The organism is Saprospiraceae bacterium, assembly GCA_016712145.1.
Lineage (GTDB): Bacteria > Bacteroidota > Bacteroidia > Chitinophagales > Saprospiraceae > Vicinibacter.
Map to the genome: position 1 here is coordinate 536,610 of JADJRO010000003.1, position 13,632 is coordinate 550,241.

At 35.6% G+C, this 13,632-nt stretch carries 13 protein-coding genes; 7 read left to right on the plus strand and 6 right to left on the minus strand.

The genetic code is table 11. The features are described 5' to 3' along the window. Window positions 1-30 precede the first annotated feature (30 nt). Window positions 31-345: a DUF3467 domain-containing protein gene (locus IPK91_14850; GenBank protein ID MBK8298525.1), complete on the minus strand. Its 315-nt coding sequence runs from the start codon at window positions 343-345 to the stop codon at window positions 31-33. A gap of 37 nt (window positions 346-382) precedes the next feature. On the opposite strand from IPK91_14850, the gene IPK91_14855 reads away from it, so the two are divergent. Further along, complete coding sequence (locus IPK91_14855; protein ID MBK8298526.1) at window positions 383-1,198, plus strand: methyltransferase domain-containing protein; 816 nt, start codon at window positions 383-385, stop codon at window positions 1,196-1,198. Between the two features lies 1 nt (window position 1,199). Then, window positions 1,200-2,426, plus strand: a complete 1,227-nt coding sequence (locus IPK91_14860) for a metal-dependent hydrolase (protein MBK8298527.1) — start codon at window positions 1,200-1,202, stop codon at window positions 2,424-2,426. Window positions 2,427-2,463: 37 nt separating this feature from the next. Here the strand turns inward: IPK91_14860 and IPK91_14865 are convergent, their stop codons facing one another. Next, window positions 2,464-3,861 (minus strand): cation:dicarboxylase symporter family transporter, encoded by a 1,398-nt coding sequence (locus IPK91_14865; GenBank protein ID MBK8298528.1) that lies wholly within the window; start codon window positions 3,859-3,861, stop codon window positions 2,464-2,466. Window positions 3,862-3,868: 7 nt separating this feature from the next. Continuing rightward, window positions 3,869-4,510 (minus strand): DedA family protein, encoded by a 642-nt coding sequence (locus IPK91_14870; GenBank protein ID MBK8298529.1) that lies wholly within the window; start codon window positions 4,508-4,510, stop codon window positions 3,869-3,871. A 187-nt stretch (window positions 4,511-4,697) separates the two neighbouring features. Between IPK91_14870 and IPK91_14875 the strand changes: the two genes are divergently transcribed. Continuing rightward, window positions 4,698-5,204, plus strand: a complete 507-nt coding sequence (locus tag IPK91_14875; GenBank protein MBK8298530.1) for a hypothetical protein — start codon at window positions 4,698-4,700, stop codon at window positions 5,202-5,204. A 75-nt stretch (window positions 5,205-5,279) separates the two neighbouring features. Here the strand turns inward: IPK91_14875 and IPK91_14880 are convergent, their stop codons facing one another. From IPK91_14880 to IPK91_14890, 3 genes are read right to left on the minus strand one after another with little or no spacing between them, the layout of a single operon-like run. Next, entirely contained in the window at window positions 5,280-5,948 is a 669-nt protein-coding gene (locus IPK91_14880) for a DUF4159 domain-containing protein (protein MBK8298531.1), read from the minus strand. After that, window positions 5,945-6,652, minus strand: coding sequence for a 16S rRNA (uracil(1498)-N(3))-methyltransferase (locus tag IPK91_14885; GenBank protein ID MBK8298532.1), 708 nt, complete (start codon window positions 6,650-6,652; stop codon window positions 5,945-5,947). The genes IPK91_14880 and IPK91_14885 overlap by 4 nt, the downstream gene beginning before the upstream one ends. A gap of 1 nt (window position 6,653) precedes the next feature. Next, the gene (locus tag IPK91_14890) at window positions 6,654-9,374 is read right to left on the minus strand and encodes a 2-oxoglutarate dehydrogenase E1 component (GenBank protein MBK8298533.1); all 2,721 of its coding nucleotides are present in this window, start codon (window positions 9,372-9,374) and stop codon (window positions 6,654-6,656) included. Between the two features lie 464 nt (window positions 9,375-9,838). On the opposite strand from IPK91_14890, the gene mraZ reads away from it, so the two are divergent. The 4 genes from mraZ to IPK91_14910 are packed head-to-tail and all read left to right on the plus strand — an operon-like array spanning window position 9,839 to window position 13,631. After that, window positions 9,839-10,288 carry a division/cell wall cluster transcriptional repressor MraZ gene (gene mraZ, locus IPK91_14895; GenBank protein ID MBK8298534.1) on the plus strand — a complete coding sequence of 150 codons (450 nt, stop codon included), beginning with the start codon at window positions 9,839-9,841 and terminating at the stop codon, window positions 10,286-10,288. After that, window positions 10,281-11,183 (plus strand): 16S rRNA (cytosine(1402)-N(4))-methyltransferase RsmH, encoded by a 903-nt coding sequence (gene rsmH, locus IPK91_14900; protein MBK8298535.1) that lies wholly within the window; start codon window positions 10,281-10,283, stop codon window positions 11,181-11,183. The genes mraZ and rsmH overlap by 8 nt, the downstream gene beginning before the upstream one ends. Before the next feature lie 10 nt (window positions 11,184-11,193). Further along, window positions 11,194-11,520 carry a hypothetical protein gene (locus tag IPK91_14905; protein ID MBK8298536.1) on the plus strand — a complete coding sequence of 109 codons (327 nt, stop codon included), beginning with the start codon at window positions 11,194-11,196 and terminating at the stop codon, window positions 11,518-11,520. Further along, on the plus strand, window positions 11,520-13,631 hold the full coding sequence (locus IPK91_14910; GenBank protein MBK8298537.1) for a transpeptidase family protein: 2,112 nt from the start codon (window positions 11,520-11,522) through the stop codon (window positions 13,629-13,631). The genes IPK91_14905 and IPK91_14910 overlap by 1 nt, the downstream gene beginning before the upstream one ends. Window position 13,632 lies beyond the last annotated feature (1 nt).

Here is a 13,632-nt window from a genome sequence, read left to right on the forward strand (position 1 = left end):
TAAATAGTATCGTTTTTTGGTCCCGGCCTATTAAGCTTGAGCAGTAGGCGTATTAAATGACATAGGTGGCATCATTTGAGGTTCAGGATCAAGGATTACACCATATTGATTTTCATACTTTGATAAATTATCATTGAGTGCTTTTAAAAGTCTTTTAGCATGCTGCGGTGTGAGCACGATGCGCGATTTTACTTTTGCTTTAGGCACATTTGGCATCAACCGAATAAAATCAACTACAAATTCGGAATGAGAATGTGAAATAATGGCTAAATTCGAATAAATACCTTCTGCAATATCTTCGGTTAACTCAATATTTAGTTGGTTTTGGTTATTTTGTTCTTCCATGATTTTTAATTTTAGGCAAATTTAATGAATTCAGTGTATGACAGAGAAACGGTTTTTAGATCAAGCTTATTTTGATGAAAATAGTGAATCCTGGGATAAGCGCGTCGCAATACATGAAAAGTCATCATTCTATGACCTAAATGGATTTTTAAATGGGAATAATAGTCTAACTGAGATAGAACAAACAGAATTAGGAGATGTTTCGGGAAAGCGTCTTTTGCATCTTCAATGTCATTTTGGAATGGATACGCTTTCATTAAGTCGCTTGGGTGCCGATTGTGTTGGAATTGATTTTTCCAGAGAGGCTATTTTAAAAGCTCGAATTTTAAATGAACAATTAAAATTAAATTGCAGTTTTTATGAATCGAATGTACTCGATATTTTAGACCTAGATCTTGGTTTGTTTGATCTTGTTTTTACAAGTTATGGTACGATCTCTTGGTTACCGGATTTAGATCAATGGGCTTATGTAATTGCAAAATCACTCCACAAAAATGGCATGTTTTATTTTGCAGATTTCCACCCATTGCTTTATTTGTTTGATTTTAATTCCAAAGAAATTAGATATTCTTATTACAATTTAAAAAAACCATATACCGAAATAGAAACAGGAAGTTATGCAGATGTGAATGATCAAACACTATTTAAGTCGCATTTTTGGTCGCATTCAATCGATGAAATCATTGGCGTTTTATTGAAAAATAAACTTGAAATCAAACAATTAAATGAAATAGATTATTCTCCTTACAATTGCTTTCCTAATTTAAATCCAATTGGTAAGAATAGATTTAGATTTGAATTAGAACATACAAGCCTTCCGCATGTTTTATTAATTAAAGCTTTTAAAAAGTAACATGGATTCAATAACTCAGGTAATTCTTGGCGCAACTTGTGGAGAAGCCGTATTAGGTAAAAAAATAGGAAATCGCGCCATGATTTGGGGAGGGATTGCTGGAACGATACCTGATTTAGATGTTATCGCCAATTTGGTTGCAGACCCATTGACCGCATTAGCATTTCATAGAGGGCCCATGCACTCATTGTTATTCGCTTGTATTATGCCCTTTCTTTTAGGTCCCTTAATTAAAAAATTGTATGACAGGAATTGGCCTGAACTACGTGCATGGAAAATAACCGGATATTCTATCGGACTTTTACTTTATGTTTTTGTAAGCGTCCTCATCACATTACTGGCCAATTTATTAAAAGGGGGGATTGCGTGGAGTAGTATTTTCTTTTTTAGTAGCCTGGGGATCCTGTTCTTCTACTTTAGATACCAACAAGTTTTTAAAAAATCCAATGAGGTTGACCAAGCCACAAAATGGGAGTGGATCCATTTATTTTTCTGGGCTATATTCACTCATCCCATTTTAGATATGTTTACAACCTTTGGCACACGGCTTTTTTGGCCATTTAGCGATGTCCGGGTAGCAATTTCCAGTGTATCCATTGCTGATCCTTTCTATACAATACCGTTTGCTGTTTTTTTGTTATTAGCTGCTTTACAAAACCGACTGAGCATTTGGCGAAAGTATTTTTATCGGACAGCCGTAATCGTTAGTTCGCTTTATTTTATTTTTACCCTATACAACAAACAGAAGATTGATACATTATTTGAGAATAGTTTAAAAATGAATCAAATTGAATGTGAAAAGTACATGACGGTTCCTACCATATTAAATAATTTCCTCTGGTTTAATATTGCTAAAAAGGGGGATCAGTATTATTATGCATACTATTCTATTTTTGATCAAGCCGATACGATAGGTCCATTGGCTACTGTTAATGGGAATCATGCGCTCTTTAATCCTTACAGGGATCAAGATGTTGCAAAATGCCTTCCCTGGTTTAGTAATGATTTTTATAAATTATCTGCTAAAGACTCTGGAACACTAATTTATTATGATTTAAGATATGGTGCTACAGGCAACAATTTGAATTCTGATGACGATATCGTTTTTAAATTTATACTGAAAGATAGCTCCGGAAAATTAATGATGGATAAATCACAACCTCAACCAGAAAATAATCGGGATCAAATCGATAAATTTAAAAGGCGTATCGTTGGAATTAAGGATTAAACCCAATTCCTTATTCTGCTTTTAAAGGAGCTCTTAATTATACAGGATGATCAATTTCCTGCCAGCGATCTCCAGATTTAGGAATATGAAGTTCATTTTCCCATTTGCCTACGACAGCTGTAGCTAAACAATTTCCTAATGTATTCACAGCGGTACGGGCCATATCCATTAATGCATCAATTCCTAGAATAGCTGCGATGGGCCAATCAGGCAAACCAAAACTGGCAGCCATTCCTGCAAGAATTACCAAAGATGCACGTGCGACACCTGCAACGCCTTTACTAGTTAGCATCAAGGTGAGCAACATAATAATTTGTTGACTAATACTCAACTCGATTCCAGCTGCTTGTGCAACAAAAATAGTTGGCAGCGCTAGATAGAGTGTTGAACCGTCCAAATTAAAACTCAGACCTGTTGGTAATACAAAGGCAACAACTTCTCGTGAGACTCCAAATTTTTCCATGTTTTCCATCGCTACCGGTAAAGCAGCTTCAGAACTGGCTGTTCCAAATGCAATGGTAACCGGTTGTGCAGCATGTGATAAAAAGCGCTTGATAGGAATTTTAAAAAACAAAGCAATTGGGAGCAAAACTCCGAGTACAAAAACAAACAATGCACAATACAAGGTTGCAAGCAACAAGAGCAGGTTTTTTAAAACATCAATACCCATATTGGAAATGGTATAAGCAATAGCGCCTGCTACAGCAAACGGTGCTAAATACATAATCAAATCTGTAACTTTAAACATGACTGCTGAAAGGGATTCAGCAAAATCCAACATGGGTTTTCTCTTTTCTTGTTTTATTTTCATCAATGCAACCGCAAAAAGAACACAGAATACTACAATCTGCAACACTTGACCTTCAGCGATTGATTTAATAAAATTTTCAGGAAAAATATGCATTACAATTTCTTTCCAGCCCTGTGCTTTTGCAACTTCAGGAAGTTTTTCGGAATTGTTTAATGCTTGAATACCAACTCCGGCTTTACTAATATTGATCGCAACCAATCCAATGATAAGTGCAAGTGTTGTTACAACTTCAAAATAGATAAGCGATTTTAAACCAAGCCGTCCCACTTGTTTAGTATTTGAGTGTCCGGCAATTCCAACAATCAAAGTCCCAAATAACAAGGGTGCAATAATGCATTTAATTAATTTAATAAAAATCTTGCTAAAAATATTTAACTCGATTCCGATTGCCGGAAAGTCATAACCAATTTCAGCACCAATCAACATGCTGACAAAAATCCAAAGAGTCAGACTTTTTTTAGGTAATGCATAAAGAATCAATGCGCAAATTCCTAACCACCGTAAAGATCCTGTAACTTGATCGGGAATATCCAGATCTATAAAAAAAAGAATACAGGAGCCTAATGCGCAACCACCGGCAATCCATAAAAATAATTTTTGGAATTTACTAAGTGTAGAAATCATTTTGTTGCTATTTTTTTGAATGTATCCATGCAGAAATTAAACCGATTAACATGGGTAAAACAGATAGAATCAGAATTGCTAAAACTATAATAGAGAAATTTTCTTTGACTACAGGAATATTTCCAAATAAATAACCAACCCCAACAACAGGAATTATCCATAACAATGCACCTACCACATTATACACTGTAAATTTATACGAATCCATTTGACTAATGCCAGCAACAAAAGGAACAAAAGTTCTTATAAAAGGAATGTAGCGGCCTAGAATCAGTGCTTTTCCACCATGTTTTTCATAAAACAAATGTGTTTTGTCCAGATAATCTTTACGAATGTATTTTCGATCTTTCTCAAAAATTCTGGGTCCAAAATATTTTCCAATTGTAAAATTGAGTTGATTTCCCAATACAGCACCAAGAATACAGATTAAACACAAAACAAAAAGGTTCATGTTACCTGTAGCAGCCATGGTTCCTGCTGCAAATAATAAAGAATCTCCCGGCAAAAAAGGTGCTATAACTAATCCTGTTTCACAAAATAAAATTAGAAATAAAATAATATAGATCATGATCCCATAGGTCGCTACGAGTTCCGACAAATGACTATCTATATGTAAAATAAAATCAATCAACTGATTTATCCACTCCATACTGCACAATTTAGGCTGTAAAGATAGACACAATTCAAGCCCAGCATAAATTATTAAAAAGTATATATAAAGGATGCAGATTTATAAGGTCTTGATTTTAAATTAAATATATTTATAATTTGTAAAATATTGGTTATCAATAATATATTATAAATTTAGTAACTTTGTAGCTCCCAATAATCTTGATATGGAACAAGCTGTTCAAACACTAAAAAATCTTCGTAAGGGACTTATACAGGAGCCCTCCAAAGACTTGCTCTTAGCATTATTAATTGCAGTCATTGGTTTGACTGGCAGTTACCTTGTTTTAGGTAAATCCATCCTTTCACCTTCTGATACTAATTTTCAAGGGAATTCTCAAGTCGATTATAGTAAGTTAAAGGCAAAGGATCTATGGTTTGAAGATGTACAGAAGAAGGCAGACGAGTTGCATATTGAAAATCTAAGCATTCAAGGAAATATGACCGTAGGAGGTATCATAAGAATAAATAATCTCGCATTTGATGCTCAAAAAAATTATAGAATTGATTTTGGGAATGGGATTCAACATCAAATGACATCTCAAGTCATGAGCATGCGATATACCAGTCCAGGTATTTATCTTGTACAGTGTTATTTACAACAGGAAAATCAGTGGCTGTTGATTTCTGCAACCAGTATAAATATAAAAGAAGATAAAAACAGATCTTACTAAAATGCTTCTTTCCTAACAAGCATTCGAATTTTTTATAGGTTTAAGTTTCTAAGGATATTCTGAATTATACAAGTGTTATTGTATAAAAACATATTGAATAATATTAGCTCCCATACGAAGCGCTTGTATTCTCTTTTCTTCAGGATCTTTATGCACTTCAGGATCTTCCCATCCATCTCCTAGATCACATTCATAACTATAAAAACAAACCAATCGGCCTTTGTATATCAATCCAAAGCCCTGGGGTGGTTTTTTATCATGCTCATGAATTTTTGGTAAACCGGCAGGGAAATTAAATTTTTGTTGATAAATAGGATGACTAAAGGGTAATTCAATAAAATCAAGTTCGGGAAATACTTTTTTCATACTTGGCCGAACGTATGGATTCATTCCATAATTATCATCGATATGTAAAAAACCACCTCCTATTAAATAAGTTCGTAAATTTTGAGCATCAAAATCACTAAATACCACATTGCCATGGCCTGTCATGTGGACAAAAGGATAATTAAACAATTCAACACTCCCAACTTCAACAGTAGCATAGTTTTGATCAAAATTTGTATGCAATTCTTTGTTGCAAAATTTTGCAAGATTTGTCAGAGAAGTGGGATTTGCATACCAGTCACCTCCGCCATTGTATTTCAGCAATGCAAGTTTTAATGGCAATGAATTTTTTGGTGTAAAAGACATGAAACCTGTAGTAAAAAATAGTGCAAGTAGGATTTTAAGTAAATGTATCATTTATTACGAATTGTTTGTAAAATTTGTAGGGCACTTAATCCAGCTGTTTCTGTCCGCAGTCTATAGTCTCCCAATGAGACCGGGATAAATCCGGTTTCTTTTGCCAACAGAATCTCATCCAATGTAAAATCTCCTGCAGGTCCGATTAGAACGACTGCGTCAACGTGTGCATTGTATGTGTTTCCTAAAAATATTTTTGAGTCCGGTTCGCAATGTGCAATAAAACGTTGGGACGATGAGACGCTTCCTTCGACAAATACTTTAAAATCAACCAGTTCATTTATTTCAGGTCGCAATGGGCGCAAGGTTTGTTTTGCTGAACTGGTGATGATTTTGTTTAAACGATCAAGCTTTATTTTAGTGTTTTCAGTTCGTTTACAATGGATCGGCACGATTCGATGTACTCCACATTCTACAGACTTTTCAACAAACCATTCAAAACGATCCATTTGTTGCGTAGGACTAATTGCTATTGTGATTCGATGTTCACCGCTTTCTTCTTTTTTATAGATGGATTTAATTGAAATAAAGGCATCTGTTTGGTTAATTTCAGTGAGTACACCCTCAAATATTAATCCGCTAAAATCGGTAACCAATACCACGTCTCCTGATTTGTGCCTGGTAACTCTGATGCAATGATGATATTCGTTCTCCTTGAGAACAAATTGACTTTCAGATAATTTCGTTCCTACAAAAAGATCCATATTATTTAAATGCAGCTTGTAGAATCTCTTGCAATTGTGCATCATGGATTTTTTTAAATCCAACAGCTGAAGAAGCACTGGCTGGTCTGCAAATCAACTCCAAATTATTTTTGTTCAGGTTTACCTGAATATAGCTTGCAGCACCCATATTGGCTGGTTCTTCCTGTACCCAACTGAGACGCGCTGTTTTATACTTATTAAGAATTTTATCTAGCTGAACTTGTGGGAATGGATAGAGTTGTTCGATGCGTACAATCATGCAATCATCTAATTTTAATTCTTCACGTTTTGATTTTAAGTCATAATAAATTTGACCGGAACAAATTAAAATTTTATTTACTTCTGAGGATATTTTATCCACAATAATTTCTTTGAATGTACTCCCTGTTTTAAATTCATCCAATTGTGAATGACAATCAGGGTGTCGAAACAAAGATTTTGGTGACATCACAATAAGTGGAATTCGAAAATTCCAAAGCAATTGACGTCTTAGAAGATGGAAAAAATTGGCAGGGGTACTCACATTTACCACAACAATATTTTGTTCAGCACAATTTTGTAAAAACCGTTCAAGTCTGCCTGAAGAGTGTTCGGGGCCTTGACCATCATATCCATGAGGTAGCAATAAGACCAATCCACTCATTCGATTCCATTTACTCTGCGCTGTTGTAATAAACTGGTCTGTAATTACTTGTGCGCCATTAGCAAAATCGCCAAACTGGGCTTCCCAAATCACCAATTGATTTGGTGATGCCAAGGAGTATCCATACTCAAATCCCAACACACCAAATTCAGATAATAGCGAGTTATAAATAAAAAAATGGGCTTGTTGATCAGACAAATTAGATAATCTGTTGTAATCTTCATTTGTGATCGCATCAAATAAGATGGCATGTCTATGTGAAAACGTACCTCTTTTAACATCTTGGCCACTCAGTCGCACATTTTTTCCTTCAACCAATAAGCTGGCATAAGCCAATAATTCAGCAAGCGCCCAATCCGTTTTATTAGCGGCTATGAGTTGTTCCCAATTTTGGAAGAGTCGTTTTATTTTTGGTAAAGGGTTAAAATCTTTTGGAATTTCAAGCATGGATTTTAAAAGAGACTTGATTTGTTCCATAGAAATTCCAGTATCTGGATTTTTATCAAAATCTTTGGTTTCTATCTTATTCTTCAAACTTCTCCAGGCCAGTTCAGGCTCTTGATAGGTATAAGGTAAAGTGTTTTGTTTTACTTGGTCCAGTCGTTCTTGAAGCAAATTCCAAAAGGTTTTTTCCATATTCTGGGCCAGTTGGGCTTGAAGATCTCCACGTGTTTCCAAGTCTTTGATGTATAGTTCACGTACGTTTGGATGTTTACTAATAATCTCATACATCCCCGGTTGCGTAAATTTTGGATCATCACCTTCATTGTGTCCGTGTCTGCGATAACACACCATATCAATAAAAATGTCCGAATTAAATTGTTGGCGATATTCTGTTGCCAATTTTGCAGCATAGTAAACTGCTTCAGGATCATCGCCATTTACATGAATAACAGGTGCCTGAATAACGGATGCTACAGAACTTGAATACGTCGAAGAGCGTGCATCGTCAAAGTCTGTTGTAAATCCAATTTGATTGTTAATTATAAAATGGATCGTGCCACCCGTATAGTATCCAGGTAATTGAGACATTTGGATCGTCTCATAAACTATGCCTTGACCAGCAATTGCAGAATCACCATGAATCAATATTGGAAGTATCTTATCATAGTCAGAATGGTACAATATATCAGCTTTTGCTCTGGATAAACCACATGCTACAGGATCAACTGCTTCAAGATGCGAGGGATTGGGTGCAAGTTTTAATTGCACCATTTTACCGGAATCTGTTTGGATCTGCGAAGAAAAACCTAAATGATATTTTACATCGCCACTTCCAAAGCTAATGTCTGGAATGGCATTACCTTCAAACTCATTGAAAATTTGTTCATACGTTTTGCCAATAATGTTAGCCAAAACATTTAAACGACCTCGATGCGCCATACCTATTATTAGTTCTTCCACACCAAGGGAAGCGCTGGTTTCAATAATGCAATCCAATGCGGGAATGGTGCATTCACCCCCTTCTAGTGAAAATCGTTTTTGGCCGACATATTTTGTGTGCAGAAATTTCTCAAAAATGACAGCTCCATTTATTTTTTCTAGAATGCGTTTTTTAGTTGTAAGATTCAGGCTAAAATCGACAACAGGAATGCGTTCTTCAATTTTTTGCTGAAACCAATTTCGCCTTTCAAAGGATTCAATGTATGTAAATTCATATCCAATTTTGGCACAGTAAATGGATTTTAATTGCTCTAAAATTTCTGACAAGGGTGCATTTGGTAAATTGAGATGTTTTCCTGCTTCAAAACGGACATTTAAATCATTCGAGCTCAATCCAAAATCTTCCAAATCTAATTGTGCGTTTCGATCCTTTCTTTTTCGAATCGGGTTCGTATCAGAGAGTAAGTGGCCCCGTGATCGAAAAGCTTGAATTAATTGATAAACTTGAAGTTCTTTTTCAAATTGGTTTTTACTTTGCTGGCTTTCTCCATCGGGATTGTGCTGTTTTGCAAAATCAAATCCTTTAAAAAATGCCAACCAGGAAGGATCCAATGCTTCTGGATTGTTCAAATACGTTTGGTATAGTGAATCAATAAAATCAGGGTTTGCATTATTTAAATATGAAAAGTCCGTCATAGGTGAACATAACAATTAAGGATACGCAAAGTTACCAGGAGGAGGGTATTTTAGTTTGGATATCCTCTTGAAAGATCCTGGTTCCCACAGGTTCCCACTTATTTAGTTGAAAATTTGAGAATAAAGAAAAGAACTATAAGCAACCAAAACCTTGGTGTGAAAGAGTTCAACCTAAATTCAGACAGATATATGTGAATAAATCATATTTGTTTATTGCCTATTTCAAATATTTTATATATTTTTATATAGCTAATGTATAAAATGTGAAATATTAAACACCTATATATTATGATTAAAACAAATCTAATTGCTTGATTTTCAATAGATTCAATATTATGGAGTTTAATTGTTGATTATCAAGGGAATGTATATTAAAAAAAAAATTATTTTTTTTGTGGCAAAAAGTGGTAAAATGTGGAAATTGTTTCTACATTTGTACCAAGGAAACCAACTGAGCTAAAAAAATGTACAATCTAAGCGGTGAGTACGAAGTCAGATTAGACGAAAAGAGCAGACTGCGGCTGCCCACTGCTTTGAGCGCCCAAATAGGTGAAAGTCCATTAAAGCTTGTTGTTAACCGAGGATTTGAAAAGTGTTTGCTCCTGTACCCGGAGTCAGTCTGGGTCGAAAAGACGAAGGAAGTCAATCAACTTAATCAATACGTAAGAAAAAACAGAGAATTCGCCAGGTACTTCTTTAGAGGTGCTACGCAATTGTTGACCGATGCGTCTGGACGTGTCTTGATTCCAAAGCTCTTGCAAGAGCATGCTGGAATAAATCAAGATGTTGTTTTGTTAGCGTATCATCAACATGTGGAAATCTGGTCCAGAGAATACTATCTCAAGATGGTAGCAGAGGAACCAGAGAATTTTGGAGAATTGGCAGAAGATGTATTTGGACATAAAGATGTCTGAGCCGGATAGATCATATCATCACATCCCGGTATTGCTCAAAGCATCGGTGGATGAATTGGTAACAGATCCTGATGGTGTCTATATAGATGTAACTTATGGTGGTGGAGGGCACAGCAATGAAATATTAAGTCGCCTCAGCAAAAAAGCTAAACTGTTTTCTTTTGATAAAGACCCCAAAGTTGCAGAACATTTACCGGCTGACAAGCGGTTTGAATGGATTTATTCTGATTTCAGGTACTTAAAGAAGTACATGGATTATTTTGAAATAAAACAAGTGGATGGAGTTTTAGCAGATCTTGGGCTTTCTTCGCATCATATCGATGAATCAGATCGCGGTTTTTCTATTTTTTCGGAAAAACCATTTGATATGCGAATGAATACCCGGCAAACACGCACAGCCTATCATATTTTGAAAACGTATTCCGAGAATCAATTGGAAGCAATGATCAAAAATTATGGTGAGTTGACAAATGCAAGGTTACTAGCTAAACAGTTGGTCATTGCAAGGTCTAAATTGAATTTTAATTCTTGTAAAGAAGTTTCAGATTGGGCAATGGGTTTTGCGTATGGAAATAAGATAAAATTTCTTGCACAATTTTTTCAGTCTTTTCGGATTGAAGTGAATCGTGAAATTGAATCTTTGAAAAACTTGTTAGATCAGGCATCCACAATTATTAAACCGGGAGGTCACATGGTGGTAATAAGTTACCACTCATTGGAAGATCGTTTAGTAAAACATTGGTTTAAAAATGGAAAGGCAGAAGATACTTTTGAAGTAAATCAAAATGCACCTTTTGTACCAAAATATAAACATGCGATGCTGCCGGATGAACATGAAATTAAATTGAATTCACGCGCTCGTTCTGCAAAAATGAGAGTAGGAATTAAACAATAAAATTATAAACATGAATCCAATAAATACAACTGAAACTGGCAGGAAATACGGGACTGTAAGCAGTATGATTTTTTGGAAGAATAAAATGTATTTTCTCTTTTTACTGGGCATTATGTTGATGTACATTGCAAATGTTCAATATTCAGAATTTCGTATTCGCAAAGCGCAAATACTTGAAAAAGAAATAACTCAATTGAAGTGGAATTACTGGACTATGAAATCAGGAATGATCTTCAATGGAATGGAAGAACAAGTCGGGAAAAAAGTTTCCGAAACGGAGTTAATAATAAAAGATGAAGCTCCAAAAATATTAATCCAGCAAGGACAAAAAAATTGATGGATCGCCGGAAAGAATTTTTAATCAGAGTATATGTTGTATTAGCAGTTTTTGCGCTAATAGCAGGCGTACTGATGTGGAAGGCGTTTACAATCAATGTGGTCCAAGGTGACGGGTGGAGAAAGAAAGGAAAAGAATTGTATTTTTCTTTAATGCCGGTCAAAGCGGAACGCGGAAAAATTCTTGCTGAAGATGGAAGTCCATTGGCGACTTCCCAACCGATCTTTGAAATCAGGATGGATACTAGAGCATCCGGTCTAACACAGGAACTGTTTAATAAACAAGTTGATTCTCTTGCAGACAATTTGCAACGGTTTCTGTATCCAGAAAAATCGAAACAGGCAATTAAAAATGTGCTTGTGTCAGCTAGGAAAAAATCAGACCGGTATGTATTAATAGCACGAAATTTGAATTATGACCAAATGGTCACTGTAAAAAGTTTCCCTTTATTTAGGTTGGGTCCAAATAAGGGAGGTATGATTACGATAACAGAAAATCGTCGGGAAAAACCATATAAAAATTTCGCTAGCCGAACGATCGGATTGGATCGTGAAAATGCAGAACCAATTGGCTTGGAAAAATCGTTTGATCATTTTCTCAAAGGGCACGAAGGGCAACGAGTCATGCGTAAAGTGGGTCCAAATATTTACATACCAGTAAATGGCTTGGAGGAATTGACAGCAAAAAAGGGGAATGATGTTGTAACTACTTTAAATCCAAGTATTCAAGAAATTGCAGAGTTAAGTTTAGCTGATGCGATCACAAAGCATCATGCAGAAGAAGGATGCGCAATTGTAATGGATGTAGCAACTGGTGCAATTAAAGCAATTGCAAATTTATCTTGGAATAATACAGGCGAATTGGTTGAAAATTACAATTATGCTATTGGAAAATCAAGCGAACCGGGTTCCACATTTAAACTAGCAAGCTTGATTGCTTTGCTCGAGGAGCAAACCGTCGATACAAGTACTGCAGTAGATTTAAATGGAGGGGCTTGTAGATTCTATGATCGGATCATGAAAGATTCCAAAATGCACGGAGTTGGTAAATCTGATTTGACCTATTCTTTTATTCAGTCTTCTAATGTAGGTATCTCTAAAATTGCAGCCTCTGTTTTTGAAAATAATCCAGCTCGTTTTGTGAATTACCTGAAACGATTTGGTCTGAGTACAAAAACAGGCATTGAACTCGACGGCGAACCGTCACCTCTGATCAAAGATCCGCAAAAGAATAAAAACACATGGTATGGTACAACCTTACCCTGGATGTCGGTTGGATATGAGTTGCAACTCACTCCATTACAAATTTTAAACTTTTATAATGGAATAGCAAATAGAGGTCGGGTAATGAAACCCTATTTAGTAAGTGATATTTTAAATGGCAATCATACTGTTAAACATTTTGATCCGGTGGTACTTCGAGATTCAATCATTTCTGAATCCTCACTAAACAAAGTGATCGAATTAATGAAACAGGTTGTGGATAAGGGAACTGCTAAAAACATTAAAAGTGATGTGTATTCAATTGCCGGAAAAACGGGTACTGCAGTTTCAAATTATTTTGAGAAAGGCTCCGAGAAAAAAAATTACCAATCATCGTTTGCAGGTTTTTTTCCTGCTGATGATCCTAAATTTTCTTGCATCGTGGTAGTATATAATCCTCAGGAAGCTGGATTCTATGGTTCGGAGGTTGCTGCTCCGGTTTTTAAAAGAATTGCCGATCGATGCATGCGAACTGTTTTTACAAAAACAGCAGCTATAAACTTGATTCCGAAATCAACACCAGTCAATGAACGATTGCCTGTAGGAAATAAGGGATTTGCAAGAGATTTTGAAATGGTTTTTAAACACATTGGTTTGCCATTGCATCAAAAAGAACAGTCAAAATGGATAGAAACGAGTACAGGTGAAGACGGAGTTTATAGTGTAGATTGGAATTTCGATGGGAAGCTTATGCCGGATTTACGTGGAATGGGTTTGCGTGATGCAATGTATGTGATGGATGGCTATGGTGTAAAATTAATACCACATGGAATTGGAAAAATTACGACACAGAGTATCAGTCCTGGTTTGCAAATTAGTAGCAAATTAGTTGAATTATATTTAGAATAAA